This window comes from Pseudomonas sp. NPDC007930, assembly GCF_042958985.1.
Lineage (GTDB): Bacteria > Pseudomonadota > Gammaproteobacteria > Pseudomonadales > Pseudomonadaceae > Aquipseudomonas.
The window spans coordinates 333,981-351,848 of the sequence record NZ_JBIBKC010000001.1; the positions used below are offsets into that span (position 1 = coordinate 333,981).

15 protein-coding genes, 1 tRNA gene and 1 pseudogene are annotated in these 17,868 nt (G+C 58.3%); 5 read left to right on the forward strand and 12 right to left on the reverse strand.

Annotation, left to right across the window (positions count from 1 at the left end; genetic code table 11):
• Positions 1 to 94: 94 nt before the first annotated feature.
• The 3 genes from ACFZCE_RS01555 (at position 95) to ACFZCE_RS01565 (ending at position 3,226) form a co-directional block, all read left to right on the forward strand.
• Positions 95 to 1,720, forward strand: a complete 1,626-nt coding sequence (locus ACFZCE_RS01555; protein ID WP_390935438.1) for a methyl-accepting chemotaxis protein — start codon at positions 95 to 97, stop codon at positions 1,718 to 1,720.
• A 56-nt stretch (positions 1,721 to 1,776) separates the two neighbouring features.
• On the forward strand, positions 1,777 to 2,256 hold the full coding sequence (locus ACFZCE_RS01560; protein WP_390935440.1) for a GNAT family N-acetyltransferase: 480 nt from the start codon (positions 1,777 to 1,779) through the stop codon (positions 2,254 to 2,256).
• Between the two features lie 499 nt (positions 2,257 to 2,755).
• Entirely contained in the window at positions 2,756 to 3,226 is a 471-nt protein-coding gene (locus tag ACFZCE_RS01565; protein WP_390935442.1) for a TrmH family RNA methyltransferase, read from the forward strand.
• Between the two features lie 4 nt (positions 3,227 to 3,230).
• Here ACFZCE_RS01565 and ACFZCE_RS01570 read toward each other — a convergent pair whose 3' ends face one another.
• Together ACFZCE_RS01570 and ACFZCE_RS01575 are read right to left on the reverse strand one after the other, a co-directional pair.
• Complete coding sequence (locus ACFZCE_RS01570) at positions 3,231 to 4,331, reverse strand: P1 family peptidase (protein WP_390935443.1); 1,101 nt, start codon at positions 4,329 to 4,331, stop codon at positions 3,231 to 3,233.
• Positions 4,332 to 4,343: 12 nt separating this feature from the next.
• Positions 4,344 to 5,708, reverse strand: coding sequence for an amino acid permease (locus ACFZCE_RS01575; protein WP_390935444.1), 1,365 nt, complete (start codon positions 5,706 to 5,708; stop codon positions 4,344 to 4,346).
• A 204-nt stretch (positions 5,709 to 5,912) separates the two neighbouring features.
• On the opposite strand from ACFZCE_RS01575, the gene ACFZCE_RS01580 reads away from it, so the two are divergent.
• Complete coding sequence (locus ACFZCE_RS01580) at positions 5,913 to 6,695, forward strand: LuxR C-terminal-related transcriptional regulator (protein ID WP_390935446.1); 783 nt, start codon at positions 5,913 to 5,915, stop codon at positions 6,693 to 6,695.
• A gap of 2 nt (positions 6,696 to 6,697) precedes the next feature.
• On the opposite strand, the gene ACFZCE_RS01585 is transcribed toward ACFZCE_RS01580, so the two are convergent.
• The 3 genes from ACFZCE_RS01585 to ACFZCE_RS01595 all read right to left on the reverse strand — a co-directional run bounded on the left by ACFZCE_RS01585 (position 6,698) and on the right by ACFZCE_RS01595 (position 13,510).
• Positions 6,698 to 7,459 (reverse strand): DUF1828 domain-containing protein, encoded by a 762-nt coding sequence (locus ACFZCE_RS01585; protein WP_390935448.1) that lies wholly within the window; start codon positions 7,457 to 7,459, stop codon positions 6,698 to 6,700.
• Positions 7,456 to 7,974: a hypothetical protein gene (locus ACFZCE_RS01590; RefSeq protein ID WP_390935450.1), complete on the reverse strand. Its 519-nt coding sequence runs from the start codon at positions 7,972 to 7,974 to the stop codon at positions 7,456 to 7,458. The genes ACFZCE_RS01585 and ACFZCE_RS01590 overlap by 4 nt, the downstream gene beginning before the upstream one ends.
• Before the next feature lie 289 nt (positions 7,975 to 8,263).
• On the reverse strand, positions 8,264 to 13,510 hold the full coding sequence (locus tag ACFZCE_RS01595; protein WP_390935451.1) for a hypothetical protein: 5,247 nt from the start codon (positions 13,508 to 13,510) through the stop codon (positions 8,264 to 8,266).
• Between the two features lie 123 nt (positions 13,511 to 13,633).
• Here ACFZCE_RS01595 and ACFZCE_RS01600 point away from each other — a divergent pair, with 123 nt between their 5' ends.
• A complete protein-coding gene (locus ACFZCE_RS01600) occupies positions 13,634 to 14,518 on the forward strand; it encodes a hypothetical protein (protein ID WP_390935453.1) in 885 nt (294 codons plus the stop codon).
• A gap of 114 nt (positions 14,519 to 14,632) precedes the next feature.
• On the opposite strand, the gene ACFZCE_RS01605 is transcribed toward ACFZCE_RS01600, so the two are convergent.
• From ACFZCE_RS01605 to ACFZCE_RS01635, 7 genes and pseudogenes are all read right to left on the reverse strand, one after another.
• Positions 14,633 to 14,980, reverse strand: coding sequence for a hypothetical protein (locus tag ACFZCE_RS01605; RefSeq protein WP_390935454.1), 348 nt, complete (start codon positions 14,978 to 14,980; stop codon positions 14,633 to 14,635).
• The gene (locus ACFZCE_RS01610; protein ID WP_390935456.1) at positions 14,962 to 15,450 is read right to left on the reverse strand and encodes a hypothetical protein; all 489 of its coding nucleotides are present in this window, start codon (positions 15,448 to 15,450) and stop codon (positions 14,962 to 14,964) included. Before ACFZCE_RS01610 ends, ACFZCE_RS01605 begins: the two co-directional genes overlap by 19 nt.
• Positions 15,451 to 15,940: 490 nt before the next feature.
• Complete coding sequence (locus tag ACFZCE_RS01615) at positions 15,941 to 16,348, reverse strand: tyrosine-type recombinase/integrase (RefSeq protein ID WP_390936431.1); 408 nt, start codon at positions 16,346 to 16,348, stop codon at positions 15,941 to 15,943.
• A pseudogene (locus ACFZCE_RS01620) lies at positions 16,322 to 16,519 on the reverse strand (Arm DNA-binding domain-containing protein); the annotation flags it as partial. The pseudogene ACFZCE_RS01620 and the gene ACFZCE_RS01615, both read right to left, overlap by 27 nt.
• A gap of 214 nt (positions 16,520 to 16,733) precedes the next feature.
• A tRNA-Thr gene (locus ACFZCE_RS01625) sits at positions 16,734 to 16,809 on the reverse strand.
• Positions 16,810 to 16,864: 55 nt separating this feature from the next.
• Positions 16,865 to 17,287: a pilin gene (locus ACFZCE_RS01630; RefSeq protein ID WP_390935457.1), complete on the reverse strand. Its 423-nt coding sequence runs from the start codon at positions 17,285 to 17,287 to the stop codon at positions 16,865 to 16,867.
• Between the two features lie 55 nt (positions 17,288 to 17,342).
• Entirely contained in the window at positions 17,343 to 17,759 is a 417-nt protein-coding gene (locus ACFZCE_RS01635; protein WP_390935459.1) for a pilin, read from the reverse strand.
• Positions 17,760 to 17,868 lie beyond the last annotated feature (109 nt).

A 17,868-nucleotide genomic window follows, 5' to 3' on the forward strand; every position in this document is an offset into this window, starting at 1 on the left:
CCAGCGAAGCGGCCGATCAACTAGCGACAACATGGATAGGGACCATCCGAGGCAGGCGCGCGCGCCTAATTCCTTCCTTGCCTGAGTACCCTACATGTCTATTTCCCGTTCCCTCAAAGCCCGCATGCTGGCCCTGATCGGCGGCAGCCTGCTGGCCGTGTTGTTGATCGCCGCGGCGTGCTTTCAGTTTCTCGCCGGCAACGTGCGCGACTACCGCGCCCTGGTAGACGGCCCCGTGCGCACCTCGCAGTTGGTCGAGCAGGCCAACCTGCAGTTCAAGATCCAGGTGCAGGAATGGAAAAACGTGCTACTGCGCGGCAAGCAGCCGGCCGACCTGGCCAAATACTGGGGCCAGTTCGAGGCCCGCCATAACGATGTGCAAAGCCTGCTCAGCCAGTTGGCCGCGCAGCCGGGCCTGGCGCCGGCACTCAAAGGCAAGATCGAACAACTGCAAAGCGGCCACCAGGCCCTGCTGGCGCAATACAGCCGTGGCCGCGACGCCTTTGTCGCCGGCGGCGCAGACCCGATCGCCGGCGACAAAAGCGTGACCGGCATCGACCGCGCCATCAGCGACCAGATGAGCGAACTGGCCGCGCAGATCGCCGACAGCGCCAAGCAGCAGGCCCAGAGCATCAGCGCCGCCGCCGACGCCACCGTGTGGGGCGGCTTTGCCGTGCTGCTGGCCTCGGGCATCGTCATCGCCCTGCTCAGCCTGTGGCTGGTCAGCCGGCAACTGGTGCAGCCGATCACCGCGCTGATCGCCTACGTGACCGACCTCAGCAAGGGCCGCCTGGCCGAGCGCGCGCCCACCGGCCGCGAGGACGAACTCGGCCAGCTCGCCCTGGCCGCCAACACCCTGCGCGATTTTCTCGCCGAGACCTTCACCCGGCTCAAGCGCAACGCCCATGAGCTGGACGGCGCCAGCGCCGAATTGCAGCAGATCGCCCGGCAGATGGCCCAAGGCAGCGAGGAGCAATTCCAGCGCACCGACCAAGTGGCCACGGCGATGATGGAAATGTCGGCCACCGCCCAGGAAGTGGCGCGCCACGCCCAAGACGCCGCCCAGGCCGCCGACGCGGCCGACAACTCGGCCCGCGAAGGCGGCCAGGTGATGAAGGCCACCATCGGCGCGATCAACCACATGCGCGACGAGATCGAAGCCACCGCCCAGGTGATCCGCAAGCTGGAAAACGAAAGCGGCCGGGTAGGCAAGGTGCTCGAAGTGATCCGCGGCATCGCCGAGCAAACCAACCTGCTGGCGCTCAACGCCGCGATCGAGGCCGCCCGCGCCGGTGAAGCCGGGCGCGGTTTTGCCGTGGTCGCCGATGAAGTGCGCAGCCTGGCGCAGCGCACGTCGTCTTCGATCAGCGAAATCAACCAGATCATCGACGCCGTGCAGGTGGGCACCCAGGACGCCGCCAAGGCCATCGAAAGCGGCCAGGCGCGCAGCGTGCAGAGCGCCGAGCACATCCACCGCACCAGCCACATGCTGGACCAGGTAGGCGACGCCATCGAAACCATCCGCGGGATGAACCGGCAGATCGCTACCGCCGCCGAAGAGCAAACCGCGGTGGCCGAGGACATCGCGCAAAACCTTACGGAGATCACGCACATCGCCGGCGAAAACCAGCGTAACGTGCAGCGTACTGAGCATGCCAGCAGCACCCTGGGCGAGTTGTCCGGGCAGTTGGGCGCACTCACCGCCAAGCTCGGCGGCTAACCCTTCGCGGCCAGGGGCACTATGATGTTCGGCTCACTCTGCCGCCGAGCACTGCCATGCCCCTCACCATTCGCCCTGCCCAACCGCAAGACGCCGCGACCATTCACGGGTTCATCGTCGAACTGGCCATCTACGAACGTGCCGAGCACGAGGTGGTGGCCAGCATCGACGACATCCGCAACAGCCTGTTCGCCGAGGGCACGCCCACCCGCGCGCTGATCGGCGAGCTCGATGGCCAACCGATCGGCCACGCGGTGTACTTCTACAGCTACTCCACCTGGCTGGGCCGCAACGGCATTTACCTCGAAGACCTGTACATCACCCCCGAGCACCGCGGCAGCGGCGCCGGCCGCGCGCTGCTGCAACAGATCGCCCGCGAAGCCGTGGCCAACGGCTGCGGGCGCCTGGAATGGAGCGTGCTCGACTGGAACGAGCCGGCCATTGGCTTCTACCGCAAGCTCGGCGCGGTGGCCCAGGATGAGTGGGTGAAGTATCGGCTGGATGGCCAAGCCTTGCGGGATTTCGCGGCGGTGTGAGGTAGGGCCCTTCGCCCGGCACAGCCGGAGTGCCGGACCACGGCCTCCCACCAGATTTGTGTAAGTGCTTGATTTCCGAAGCAACACAGAACCCGTGGGAGGCCGGCTGTGCCGGGCGATGGGCCAGCCACCACACCATCACCCTCGCCCAGGTCATCTGAGCTTCAAGAGCAGCAGCCTTTTCCAGGCTCTGCGCCCTTGCCTCTGGGGCCATAGCGTCACGAAGCTGCTTAAAGGGTTTACTCGCCCTCGGCGTTCTCCTCGTTGTTCATGCGCAACTCGGCCAGGTGAGCGTCGTATAACTGATCCGCGGCAGGGATCCTCCCTGCGTAAACGCTCCAGGCCATCGATAAATCATTCCTTTCAGTGCATACCCACAAGGGCTGCCACTGAACCATCGAGCGCGCCACCCACCAAGCTCAAAGGTTATACAGAACGCTTCAGCGCGCGGGTGCTCAATGCCCGGTATACTCCCGCCCTTTTACGGAACCCTCAGGCCGTGGCCAACAAGCGATACAGCTGCATCGGGCTGTTCAACCCCAAATCCCCGGAAAACGTCGGCTCGGTGATGCGCGCCGCGGGCTGCTATGGGGTGAACTCGGTGTTCTACACCGGCAAGCGCTATGAGCGTTCGCGTGAATTCGTCACCGATACCAAGCGGGTGCATTACGACATCCCGCTGATCGGCGTAGACGACCTGCAAATGATCATCCCGCTGGGCTGCACGCCGGTGGCGGTGGAATTGGTAGAAGGCGCGCGGCCGTTGCCGGAATACACCCACCCGGACCGCGCCATTTACATCTTCGGGCCCGAAGACGGCACCCTCAGCGACAGCGTGCGCGGCTGGTGCGAAGAGACGATCTACATCCCCACCCACGGCTGCATGAACCTGGCGGCCACGGTCAACGTGGTGCTGTATGACCGCCTGGCCAAGGGCCTGAACACCCGCTCCGGGCCGCGCTTCAAGTAACCGCTCAGGGCGCGCGCCAGCCCACCTGCTCCAGCGCCTGGCGCAGCCGCTCGCCGCCCAGCGCCGGCACTTGGCGGCCGTCGGCGGCCTGCATCGGCACCCCGGCCAGCAAGGCGTTGATGATCGCCTCCTCGACCGCCTCGGCCGCGGCGGCGAACAACGGCGAGATATGGTCGTTGTTGAGCATCGCCACCGCGCTGCTCAGCGGCAGGCCCTTGCGGTCGTAGTTGGCGGGCGCCAAGCCGGTATTGCCGGTGGCGAAGGCCAGGAAAATGTCGCCGCTGGAATCATCGGTACCGCCGCCGGTGCGGGCGATGCCGATCGAGGCGCGCTGGGCCAGGCGTTGGCACTGGTGCGGCAACAGCGGCGCATCAGTGGCCAGCACCACCACGATCGAGCCCATGCCGGGCGTGTCGCGCTCGGCGAAGGGCGAGGCCAGCTCGCCCAGCACGCGCCCGACCGGGTAGCCATCTACCCGCAACTCACGGCGCTGGCCGTGGTTGGCCTGCACCAGCGCGCCCACGGTGTAGCCGCCCTGCTCCGCCGGCAGCCGCCGCGACGCGGTGCCGATGCCGCCCTTGAACTCGTGGCAGATCATCCCGGTACCACCGCCCACCGCGCCCTCGGCCACGGCGCCACCCTGGGCCGCGGCCAACGCCTGGCGCAGGTGCTCGGCGCCCACGTGCTGGCCCCAGATGTCGTTGAGCACACCGTCGTAGGTTTCCATCACCACCGGCATGCACCAGTAGGTCGCAGGGTCCGCCAGGCTGGCGTGCTCATGGGCGATCAAGGCATCGCGTACCACGCCGACGCTGTGGGTGTTGGTGGTGGCGATCGGCGTGGTCAACAACCCCGCCTCGCGTATCCACTCCAGCCCCGTGGCGTCGCCGTTGCCGTTGAGCACGTGGCAGCCGGCGAAGCACGGCTCGAAGCGGGCCGCGCCGGCGCGCGGTTCGATCACCGTGACCCCGGTACGCACCGGCTTGCCGCCGCGCAGGGTGTTCAGGGTGCTATGGCCAACCCGCACCCCGGCCACATCGGTGATTGCGTTGAGTGGGCCGGGGGTGCCCAGGCCGAGGGTGATCCCCCAGTGACGTGCGCGCATGCAAGGTTCCTTTCAGAGTTTCTGGAAAGCCGGGCTGAGTTTGCCGTAGGTGCCGTAGAGGGTCACCGAGACCACCAGGATGCCAGCGATGATCAGGATGTCGCGGCTCGCCGCCGCCGCCAGCAAGGTCACGAACAGATACCCTGCGCCGATCACCGCCAGCAGCGCCGGCAGCGGCCACAACGGCATGCGGTAAGGGTGCTCGCGGTCGCGCCGCAGCACGCGGCTGAACAGCGCGCACAGGCCAACGATCAAATACACGCCGAGAATCAACAACACGGTGAACGAGGTGAGCTCGCTGAGGTTCGAGCTGAAGCTCAGCGCCGCCGACGGCACCGCCAGGAACAGCGTCGCCAGCCACGGCGACTCCCATTTCGGGTGAATACGGGTAAAGGCGCGGTTCATCGATGGCGTCCACAGTTCGTCGCGGCCGCTGCTGTAGATCACCCGGCCGATCTGGATCACCAGCGCCACGATGGCGTTGAACACCGAAAGGAAGATCCCCGCGCTGACCAGCCGCGACAGCGTGGCGTTGCCATGGGCGGTGAGCAGGTAGCCGATCGGGTCGGGGCTGGCGAGCATCTGCTCGAGCGACGGTGCGCCGATCAACAGCGCCACCAGCGGCACGATCTCGATGGTCACCACCAGCACCAGCGACCACAACACCGCCTTCGGCACCCCGCGCCCGCCGCACTTCATGTCTTCGGCCAGCAGCACCGCGCCGCCGTAGCCGTTGAACGAGAACAGCGCCGTGCCCACCGCGCCGATCACCAGCGCCAGCGGCGCCGCGGCGAGCACACCGTTGTTGAGCATCTGCGGGCTGAGCAACACGCTGGCCGGCTGCTGCGCGTGGCCAAAGCCGAGCACCACAATCACCATCAACGCGGCCACCTCGAGGAACAGGCAGGCGCCCGTTACCCAGGCATTGAGCTTGATGTTCAAGATGCCCAGGCCATAACTGGCGGCCACGATCAACAGCGCCACGGTTTGCGAATCCAGTTGGGTGCCCAGCGCGGCGTTGAGGTAAGTGGCGGCGCCGGTGGCCAGCACCGGCGGGATGAACAACAGCATCGCCAGCACGGTGAGGAAGGTGGCATAACCGGCCATGCCGCCGAACACCCGCTTGGCGAACACGTACTCGCCGCCGGCGGCGCTGTGCGCCCGGCCCAGCTCGGCGTAACACAGGGCGAACATCAACGCCAACACCCCGCCCAGCACAAAGGCCCAGATCACTCCGGTACCGGCCTGGGCAATGGCAAAGGGGGCAATCACGAACACGGAACTGGCGGGGGTCACCGACGACACGGTGATCGCCACCACGTCGGGCACGCTCAGCGTGGGTTTAAGCTCAGGGGAGTGCGCAGGGCCAAGCGCCATATCGTTATCCTCACGTTTGTTGTGCAGTAGTGTGGAGGCAGAACGAAAAGTAACCACATGCCGCGCCCTCGACCGGGGCGCTGGATGGGCCGACTGTAGAAACCCCAGCGGCGCCCGGCAATTCCCCCTTGGGGGTACCCCTATTGACAGCCCGCCGGCAACGCGCGGTACTGCGCCCTCCCGCCGCCGTTGCGAGCCCCGTTTGTGAACAGCCTCTTCACCGAAGCCGCCAGCCACCTGGCCCTGGCCCGCGCCATCGAACAGGCCGGGCAACCGCGCTTCTGGCGCCAACTGGTGCTGCTGCTGCGCCACCTGGTACCGTTCGACAACGCCCTGGCCATCTACTACCCCGCCAGCGGCATGCCCACCGCCCTGGAAGAGTACGACGCAACCCCGCTGCAAGGCCCGGCCGCCAGCCTGCAGTACCTCGACGGCTTATACCTGCTCGACCCGTTCTACCAGGCCGCCCACGAAGGCCTCGCCAGCGGTTTTTATCACCTCGAAGAAGTGGCCCCGGACCACTTCCGGCAAACCGATTACTACCTCAATTACTTCCACGACCACGTGCTCGAAGACGAAGTGCAGTTCCTGCTGCAACTGCCTGGCCAAGGTACGTTGTCGCTGTCACTCGGCATGCGCGAAGCCTTCAGCGCCGACGCCCTCGGGCGCCTGGCGCTGGCCTGCGGCTGGGTGCTGGCGCTGCTCAAGCAGCACTGGGCCCAGGCCAGCCCGGCACCGGTGAGCGTGGGCGAACAGGTGGGCGACGCCATGAGCCGCTTTGGCGCCGGGGTGCTGAGCGAGCGCGAACTGGAAATCGCCCGGCTGATTTTGCGCGGTTATTCCTCCAAGGCCATGGCCGACCGCCTGGCGATTTCGCCGGAGACGGTGAAAGCGCACCGGCGGCATTTGTATGCGAAGTTGGATATTTCTTCACAGCCGGAGTTGTTTGGGTTGTTTATTCAGGGGTTGGGGTTTGGGGAGGGGTGAGATCAGGCAGCTTGCCTGAGGTCCGCCGCCAGTTGCTCAGCGGTGGAAAACACCAGTACCGAGGCGCATTCCGACAGCGCCGTAGCTGCCTTCGACACCTCTTGAGCCTCCGCAGCCTGCAACACGACGACACGGCGCGCCATCGGGATGGCGTTTTTCAGATCCAGCATTTTGCCCAGGGTGTGATACACCGACGGCCAATTAGGCTGATCGCCCTGGGCGCCAATGGCTTGGATGATCTGCGGCGCATCCGACTCCGTGTTTAACGCAAACTGAAACTTCAACTGATGGCCGCTGGCGCCCCGCACCTCGAAGTTGCGCTTCAGTTCGCCCGGAAAGGCCGCTTTCAATGCGTTGCCCACCACGCGCTCAAACTTCGACTCCACGGCGGGCTGCCATTGCTCACACGCCTGGCTCAGAAAAGCCGCCGCCTCGATGAAACGCGCGAGGTAGAAGCCCGCCTGCTCGACATCGCAGGCAGTGAATAGCTCACCCGCTTCAGACAGGCTGACCTGATACTGCTGCGCGATGGCCGCCAGGCGCTTGCCTCGTGGAAGAGACGGCACAACACCTATGGCCATGGCATTGAATAGCGTATCGGCGTTATCGCTGATACGGACCCGGCCACGGCCGATGTCCTGCACATAAGCGCCGATAAGATTACCGTCAAAGGCAATGGCGATGGGGCTTTCAAGATAAACCAGGCCGTCACCAAGCTGGGTGCATGTGAGGCCAAATGCCTGGCCGATGTCTGCGCAGTTCATAGCAACCTCATTTGGCCGGCGGATGTTTCGCCCCCGGGCAATTCCAGTGGCGGAGCCCCGATGATGTTGGCACGCGAGAGAAATACCTGCCAGAGCTCATGTAACGGGAGGCGCTGGACCGGCTCCGCATAACCGTAGGAGCCATCCGGGACAGGGATATGCACGTGAGGGTGGCCGACTACACAACGGTAGAACGGCTGCCCGGCGCCAATTTTATTGATATGGCCAGACACTCCGTCTTCATCCAGCGCGCAGGTGCGAGCGCCGTCGACAAAAAGCCCGAAATAAAGGCGCTCGGGTAGGCCGCCGATAATACCGGCCTTATAGTCCAACTGGACGAACAAGCCCTCGGCGAAGCGACTTCCAGTGCGCAGTACGCTGCGATGCTTGTAGGCGAAAGGCCAATTCTGAACGCTGGTCTGCACCCATTCGATTCGCTCGCCCGCCGTCCAATGCTTCTCGAGGTTAATACCCGATAATGCCCGTTCGTAGGGAATAGTACGCGGCTTTGCCAAGTTCATACCTCCGGGGAGCGCTGCGGCGCATGCAGCGAGGGCATCAGGGGTGATCGGGCGGAAATTATCGCCAGCAGCCTGCAAAGCCCCAATCGGTAAATCGTTACGGCGAATGAACAGGCAGGCCTGCAGCCAGCGTTACGCTTGTAGCTTCTCAACCTGAGGCCAGCCCTGTTTATCAGGGCCCCTGCCACCGGCTCCTAATTCTGAGAACCACCCCTCCGATCAGGCCAAGTCGCTGCCTTGAGGAATTAAGTTTATTATTTCTTTTAGGTACTCAAAAAGGTACTCAATCAGGATTCGACGACCAAGCCGCTGCTTCGACCTTCAATTCGATTTCATGAGCTTCGGCGATGCCTACTGCAACCAACCGTCCAAGCATACGATCAATACGAGCTCGAGATGGATACGCTGGAGCTAGCACCTCCGGCTCCTGAACAATGGCCGCTTCAAGCCATTGGACAACTTTACGTCCGATCTTCAGGTCTATCCATAGGCTCGGCGCATGCGTGCGATCAAACCAGGCCTCGGTCGCCTCAAGCAGAAAATTGAGATGGCGTACGCGTGTCGAAACTAGAAGCAGATTCATCGTGCACAGAGCGACAAATGCAGTCGGTCCACCGGGCAGCAGCGGCCTCAAAGAGGGAAGGAGGGGGTCGACGCGATCAAACAACGCGGCAGGCAGATAGCTACGCGTGCCGTTGAAGGGGTCATAGGTGTTCAACATCATCTTGGCCACAATCCCGCCGCTCTCCATGTCAATTCTTGAGCTGGCCGGATCGCTAGAATGTCTCCAACGCTGAAGTTCCATCACCCGTTTTGCGAGGTGAGCTCGCAAATCGGCAATCCGTTCAGCCGAGCGCTGTTGATGATTGAAATAGAGTGCGTCAGCGGCGTGGATCACCGTTTGCGCAACGTCACCGAACGGCGCATCCGGCAGGTCTGTCACGAGCTTTAGCTCAGTTTCAAACGTAGCGTCACTGGCATCGAGCATCCGCTCAGCAAACAACAAGTAGTAGGAGAGATTCCATTCATGCGGGCTATTTTCAATCTCAATATCTATCGGCAGATTGAGCCCATTCATGCGACCAGTCCATCCTGCATAGGAATTCACCACCTCTTGCCGCCAATTGATCATTTCAGTGGAGGAGATCTGTATTATTTCCAGCCATTTGGCTGCCGTCTTGCTATCGATGTGAATCAGATTCGGTGGCTCAACGACACCAGAATCTGCTGTCTCGGAGTCCTCAGGCTCCTTTGGCGATGCGAGCCTAGGGAGTCGTATGCGCGAGCGACGCCGTAGCTGCGGACGCTCATCGGGCCAAGTCGGCCACAAAGGTTCGGTGCCGCCATCTAGCCAGGCGATCTCGGCCAGCACTGCAATCTCAAGTGCCGCACTTTGCTCCTCGTTGAAACGCGCTTGCTCTGTCTCATCTTCGTCATCGTAGCTCTTCCAACGCCACGTCATGCCTGCGAACGCAGCTCGCATTGCTGCCTTGAACACCCTCGGCTCGGCACTGAGGATACGACCAATGCCTGCTGAAAATGCTGACACCGCGCTTCCGTCGTGACGCATCGCGAGCCGGATTAGCAAATTCCTATCCGTCTCATTCGGCTTCCGTGCCCAGAGGTGGATCAGTGCCAGGATCGCCATCGCTGGTCGATTGAATCGCAGCGAATCTCCTGATCCGCCAACTCGATCGGAGAGCTCCTCTAGCGCGATTGCAATGACCTTACGGATCCACGGTTCTTCGGCAGCAATTAAGGCATTGTCGCCGTCTCGAGCCGCCAACAGAGCCGTCGAAATTAGTCGGGTTGATCTAGACTTGAGATAGTCAGTATCCCTATCGTCGGGTAAATCTCCGCCTGCGTACATAATCGCGTCGCGTGCCGTGGCAGAGGTAGCATGCTCATCTCTGCCTGTAATCGCTAAGTCGATGCGGGCCTCTATTTCAGTCGAACGCATGAACTCTACCTGCCGTTTCTCCATCTCGCTAAGATGCGCGGCTTCGTCTGCAGGGGAACGATAGTTCAGCTTCCCGTTCTCAGTCTCTATCCAATTTGACGGCTGCAGCATATTGTTGGCAACTCGCGCGATGAAGCGCGCGTCGCTCCAGTTTGAGTAAGGTTGAACGGGCTCAAGAGTCGCTACAGAGGCGGCCATGTGCTCACGCAGACGATTCGCCACAGGATCATCATTCAGATAGAAGCATACAATGTCGAACAAGCAGACCTGTCGCGAAGGACGCCCTCTCAAGTCTGCGAGACCGACCTCAGCCTGCGGCTCCTTCCCAATCGTGAACTGATCGATGCCGAATCCTAGGTGATCATGGTCCCGGCGCATGCGGTCGGTAGCTAGCAGCTCCGGGTCCGCAATGAACGGAGCTAGCGCATCGCGCGCCACCTTAAAATGCGACAGCAGTACATCTACCGCAACTAGGAGATAAGCCGCGCAACTGCCCCGAGGCCCAATGATATCTGCGAGTACTTCATTGACCGGAACGCCATCATCTAACCTTTGCTGACTCCATGCTTCGAGCGCTTTCAATCCAGAAGCCGTGGAATAGTCTCGGCATTGCTCCCGCGACCAGAGATAAGTATCCGTACAGGGGAAGAAGCGTGGACCTTCGCCTAAGTCAACGGTAAAGCCGTCTACCTCCGCGCTGCGGTCGGAGCTGAATGCTACTGATTCTGCGACGAGCGTTCGGATCAATTTTAAGCCTTCATGAGGCGCTGACTTCAACAGCTCTAGAAATGGCGGCTGTGTCGGTGAAGCCGGTAAATAGTTGCTGTCCGCAAAGGTAAAGGCCTGCGTCATCATGCGATCACGGTGCTCATTCCTCTTCTTCTGGATAAGACTCCCCAATACGAGCCCCACCAGTTCTGCGGGTGCAACCGGCGCGATTACAGCCGAAAACTGCCGGATAGCATCCGCTTTGAATCTGTCTCTCTCGTTGCCAATCTCCCTGAGATAGGCCTTAAGCTCATCAGGCGCAAACTTGCCGAATAACAGCGTGATGGATCGAAGTTGCTCGATCATGTTGCTTCGCTCCTGGTTCACGCCCCATCCCCGTTGCCGCTCATCCGGTATCGTCACGGTGGCGTCGCGGACGTCTAGCTGTCGAAGCCAACTGAATAACATTGCAGCGATCTCTTGAGCGAACCGCTCAAGATGCGTGATGAAACTGAGCTGTACTTTCACTAGATCGACCACCGCATTAATTGCCGACATCGGGATCTCGGCTAAATGTACTAGCACCCAGCGCAGGACCAGCATTGCGGCTCCGGTAACATCTGTACGGTGGGAGCGCGGCAAATCGACCTTTGTCACGCCTGGCATTGTCATAAGATCAACCGTTGCCACGGTTTCGACCGCAATAATCGTCGTGCACAACTCAATCAAGAGCGCGGCCTCATCCGCAAGTAATCCTAAGCTGCACTTTCCAAGCATTTCATACCCAGCCTCCGAGCGCGACAGAGCTAGGATCGCTTGACGTCGCCAGGATCCATGAGCTCGATTCACGGAGAGCAGCCTAAGCAAGAGAAGCCAACCGCTGCAGTCTTTCCCCGACTCAAGTATGAGGCGAGCAGCAAACTCGACGCCTCGAGCAACACGCGGCGAGATCGGCACACTCAAGTCCAGATCTGCTAAACGCTGAGGCTGCTCGGCGATATAGCTACCTATGGCCCAATCGCGCAGCACGTCGTGCCAGAAATCGAGCCGGTCACGCTGCACCTCTCTGAACGTTAACCTCTCGATCAGATGTAAACGCGCCTTAGAGTCTTCGGAAACCTCCAACCCTTTCTCACCTTTCAGGGCATTCTTAGCAACCGCTGCCATTAGCCGTTGCGCGGCGCGAACGTCGTTTGTAGACGCGCCATCCGCACTACTCCACCACAACCGAGCCATCGCGGCCTCGGTCCGGATTCCGGTAGCGCTAGGTACCTTCAATAAACGTGATAGCCGATAGAGATTCCGAGTAAGCCCGACGGCAGGATGAGTCGGATCCAGCAGTGATCGGACTTCCGGTGCTTGATCTACCAGGATCTCTACATCCTCATCCGATAGGGGGTCGACTTCTATCGGATGCGCTCCCCCCATTGCAGCAATGATCTCATCGTCCAGCCAGAACTCAAGATCGCCGCTGGCGAGCATGCGCTTGGTGACAATCACCCGAAATTCCGGGATCTCGCTTGCGGCCCTGACGAGCTCGGCGATAGTGCGCTGGCATCCGGCATCGTCAAACATGTCCAGACCGTCTATGAAGAGCAAAGCGCCGCCACTCGCGGCCAGGTCTGTAAGGAACTCAGCTGCCGATCCAGGAATGCCAAGCGCATTTGCAAACGACAACCAGCCACCAGAAGGAGTAGCTTCTCGGTCTAGGAATATTATCGGTGCACGACTTGCTGAACGCTCAGCGAGATGGCGAAGAATCCACGATTTTCCGACGCCAGGGGCTCCACAGACTTCGACAAACCGAAACGATTCACAGGCATCATCAATAGCCGCTATTGCACTCAGGCGCGGCAAATTCACCCCGGATACAGTTGCGCCAATATGGGAAAGCGTATTTTGTGAGAGCTCAGCAAGCCTTGCACGCGCCGCGCCATAATCCCTATCTCCAGCGAGTAGAAACCCAGCGGCAGAAAGATTGGCCTTGAGCGTCGTCCGATCAACTTGACCTCCGGTAGTGCCTGTCTTGACTGATAGATCGACCAGACGACTCCATAGTGCTTCGGCACGACCTGCGTCCTCGTCAGCTAGAGCCATACGTGCTAGCGCAATCCCGTAGGTACGCGAGAGAGGTGATGCCGCTTCAAAGTCAAACTCGAGAATGACAATCCGCCTTAGCAGTCGCCAGATCGCATCATCGTTGTCAGCAACACCGCCCACGATCAGATTCTTACGCGTAGTTGCTACAAAATCGCGCATATCCTTACTAGCGACGCCCTTGGCGTTTATTCGAGAGAAGAACGACACCGCACTATCCAGTGCGCGCGCCCATTTCAGTACGTCTTGATAAGCTCCGCAGATTTTGCGACTGGTTCGCTGCGTAGCAATACCCAAAAGATGACGATCTGCCGGGACAGCACCTACCTCGCTCCGTGCAATTTGAAGTGCAACGTCTTGATAGACGCTGTCCCCTGGAGAGAAGGTTATATCCCGCTTTGACTGGATCTCGAGGATGGAGTCACCCACAAGCCCAACGCCAAAAACGACAAGATCATCCAGTTTAAAACCCTGCTCAGTGCCTTGAAATCGTACGCTGGTGACTTGGACATCAGGCAGTCCCGGCGCCCGATTCGCGGTCAATAGAGAGAGCAAATACAGAGCACCAAGTTCGCCTTCGATATAAGCACCTGCCGCCCCCCTCGAGGCGGGGCTTGAGCCACACTCCATGTCTAGTCTTGACTCCATATCCGGCACCATATGTTGTGCAAATGACTCCATCACTAATTGATCAACTATATCAGATCTTCTTATTGCTGCGCCAGGAGCTTTGGATCGAAGAAGCCAGGCAAGGGGCTGGGTCATTGGCGATCATGACCGCTTAATGATGACCTCACAGAGGCAATGACAAAAAATTTTACGGATGAAGATTAATTAGCTAAAATACAGCTAATCGCGACCAACAACATAATTGAGAAAAGCATATAAATGGACCTGACTTGGCTAACGGAATTACTATCATCTAACACCACAGTCCTTCAAACATCCCTAATATCAACTGCAATATCAGCCGCCGCCGCCTACATTCTTCGTATTCGTGAGCACCGAAAAAAACTTATGGCTGATTATGATCACGAGCAGCGCAAAGCTCTCCGCGCAATTATCGGGCGTAGCCACGGACGACTATTACATGCCGGAAACAGCCTAAACTATCGATTCTTCAACCTTTACTCTAATCACGACAAAGGGTGGCTGGTTAAAGATCGCATTTCTCACAAAGAAAACTACTACCTTAATAGTTTTGTTAGCCGATTCCTAACAGTTTTCGCACTCATTCGCGACTTCGAACGTCAAGCAATCTATATTGACTCGCGAATTTCATCTAAACAAGACTTAACATTTGTAAAATATGCAGCAGCACTACATTGGTGTATGACTGATGCTGAGCTTTTCAAAGGACTCAACTACGACGCCTCAAACCCAGTAGATCATTTTTTCTCTGACAAGCTGCGCGACTATAGTGAAGCTTGCATAAGTAAAAATGGCGAAATCCTCACAAGCAATGAGATACTCGATCTCGGCAAAATTGTCGAACCTGTTTTTGAATTCTTCAGAGGATTATCAGTAGCAGAAGACCGCTTGCGCTGGGATCGATTAGTTTCCTTGCACTTATTACTAGCAGCATTTATTAATTCTATCGGCTATCCTGAGCACCGCACGTCACGCGAAAAACTATCAAGAATTGCTAGACAAGTCCAAAACAAGAACATCCTAAAAAACTTAGCCGCATGGCTTCCTCGCCACGGCTTAGACAAAGATCCTTACAGCAAACAATTAATATCCACATGCAGAAAAATAAGCTGCGAAACCTAACCTAACGAAATCATTACTCACACAGCCCATCATTTAAACTTACCCATAACTCGACAAATGACCGGCTAGCGCAGAGAGTACTAAACCGGTCAAAATTAATTTATTACAATGACACTATAGACTACCAGCCAGTTGACGAGCATAGTGCCGATCACTTAGATCTTTTTTGGGATCGGCTTTAGTCCAAGTCATTGGTTTATCACAAGTCAAGCAGGTCAGTATTTTTTTGTCAGCGCTTAGGGAATACAGCTTCGCACCATGCCCTTCGCCGACTGTCAAACCGGCGTCTGTCACTTCAAAGCCTGGAAGCTTATAGCTAAGACGATCCATAGTTTCAAATTTGAAGGACCAAATTCTGATCTGCTTAGCGCGCCAGATGCCCATGATAGTCAACGGATCATACTTCGTAGCTCGCTGTAAAACCCAGTCGCCTTCGAACGGTGTCAGCTTCCGGGCTTCCATATCCCGCCCCCCTTCTCCAAAGCTTCCTTCTGCATCTTCTCCAGCTCAGCATTCAAGGCCTCTTCTTTTTTACGGGCTTGTTCCTTGAGTAGCTGGCCTACGTCATACGGCCCTTTCGGGTCATAATTCCAGACAAGACCATCCGTCCTCAAACCGAGCACCTTACAGTTGAGGCAGTCCAAACTTTGCTCATCAACATTACGCTTCATCACCAATCGTAATGAGCTATTTTTATCGTCAAGGAGGAGCTTCCCGTCCTTTTGCGAAACGCTGAGCTTACCCACCGGCTTAATACCAGATGCGACAATATCTGCGAAGATTTCTGCCTCATCACCATGGATATGTTGCACCATTGCGCCTTTTGAGATTTGCTCATGATATCTATAAGCTCCAGTGAAATCCTCGCCACCGCATCCAGTAATGATGGCACCGGCAACAGCGACTGAAGCAAATTTAAACAGCGTACGCATAACATTCATCCATTGAGTACTTATAGCCAAAAGGCGATGCGTCACAGAGCGACATCACTTTAACATCACCCATCTTGGTGATGTGGCTCCATGTGGTTTAGTTGCTCGACAAAGAGTTCGGCGCGAAATTCGTCGAGCCGCAACAGCATCGGCATACGGTACAAGCGAAGGACGTTACCCTCTCTGGCGATGAGCACGGATCGCGCAATAGAAGCTGACCACCTCATAGCTGGAAACAAACAGCTCACGATCACCAACTCGTCTAGATTGGCGCGCATCATTGATTGCGCCCCCTCCGCTCCAGCCATTCAGCCAGAACCCACAGCGCAACCCCCACCACCCACAACACGACGATGACCCAGAGTAGTGCCGGCCAGTGAGAGCCCACACAGAAGCCTGCACTTGCAAGCCCAAGACACAACAGAACCGTTCTCATACGGAGCTCCTCCTGGTCTGGTCAAGTTTCTCCGGACACCTCAATAGGTGGTGTCTAGCCAGCTAGCCGCTCGTGCCGGGAGGTAGGCGTTTGAAGTGCCCCTCCGATATCTGCAATGGGGTTGTACTCGACCCTGCCGGTGGCAATCGCAAAGCGGTACACCTCTTGGCAGCGCTGTCGAACCTTGCGTAGCTTTTCTAAAGCCCCACGCGACTTTATGCGGCGGAAGACCTGTAACCACTGCATAGGCTTGATCTCCGACAGAGGCAAGCTTCCAACCTGCGGAAAGATGTCCAGCTCAAAAGCCTTGATGACGTCAGTCGCACACCCTTCTGACCAGCGTGCAGACTTATGCTGATGCCACTCCAGTGCGAGGCTTTTGAAGGTATTGGCACGAGAAATCGCCGCCTGGGCCCGAGCGACCTTTCTCTCAAGGCCTCGATGCCGCCCCTGTGAAACCAGCTGGCGTGCATCAAACGCAAGCTGGCGAGCCTGCGCCAACGTCACGTTGTCGATAGTGCCCAAAGAAATGTGTGACTGCTTACCGTCCAGCCTGAATCGGAAGCGCCAAGACTTGCCGCCGGCGGCTCGAACCCAGAGGAATAAGCCACTTCCGTCAGCGAGGCCAAAATCCTTTTCACGGGGTGCAGCGTTCTACACTTGCAGCGCTGTCAAAGGCATGCGAGTACCCATAGATTATTGAACAGCGCAAAGGTACTCGCAGGGGGTACTCAGATAGCAAGGGCTGGGATGGAATCGGATGGCACTGCATGAAACAGAAAGCCCGCACTAGGCGGGCTTCTGAGGGGTTTCATGCGACTGCTTGGCACTGCATGAACCTATTGACTGGTGCCGGAGACAGGAATCGAACCTGCGACCTTCGCGTTACGAGTGCGCTGCTCTACCGACTGAGCTACACCGGCAATCGGCGCGTAAGCTACCATCTCAAGGGTAGGAACTCAACGATTTAATATGAAATCAGTTACCTCTTACGCAACCCGATGGTACGTAGCTAGCAGCGATAGCAGAATTCATCTGGCAAGTCCACGCGCCACCTGCACTTCGGATGTAAGAAACAACCCCCCCCGAAATGGAACTAGGCGGATTCACTAACGTACAAGAAAGCGTAGTTATGCCGCTTTGCACGGTAAGAGCGAGCGAACAGTTCGTTGAATTTGACGGGGCCCCAATCTGACTCAGGGTAGGATTCGATATCTCATTGTTCTCGATAGCATCCTGCACGCCTGCGCGCAGAGCACCAATCTCGGAAAGTCCAGCGGATATTTTAGATTTTGCCAAAAACTGAGTAAACAGCGGAATTGCAATACTTGCGAGAATGCCGATGATCGCGACCGCGATCATCAGCTCTATCAGCGAAAATCCGGAAGTCCGTGTTTTCACGATGTCTCCTTTAGCTGCGCCCGCTGGGTGACGCCCGCTAAAGCATCACGCACTATTACGTACCGCCACAGCCACGTGGAGCCATGGTGAGATCCGAAACGTTTGCTACTGCACAAGTCCAACCACCGTTGACGTCACGAGTCCAAGTGACTGTAGCAGTGGAAATCGACGAAGGTGCGTTCCGGATGGTGCAGGTGCTAGTAATTGGTTGCCCAGCGTTACCAGCGATTGCCAAAGTACAGTTCTGAGTCACCGCTGTAGAGTTACCGGCACCTGCCAATGTTGGGTTGGTACCCTGATTGACTTGGTCCTCAATACCAGTTTTAAGGGCACCAGCTTCTGCCATGCCAGAAGTCAGCTTCGATTTCGCTTGATAGCGGCTATACTGCGGGATCGCAATAGCAGCGAGAATACCGATGATCGCAACCACGATCATCAATTCGATGAGCGTGAAGCCCTTTTGGTTCTTCATTACAACGTCTCCTGTGAGGGAACAGCCCCGTCGAAAGAGATTTAGCAATCCGCGTGCCACTCCAGCCTCATGCGAATTTTCAGCCTTTTCCCACTTGCGCTCGCGCCAC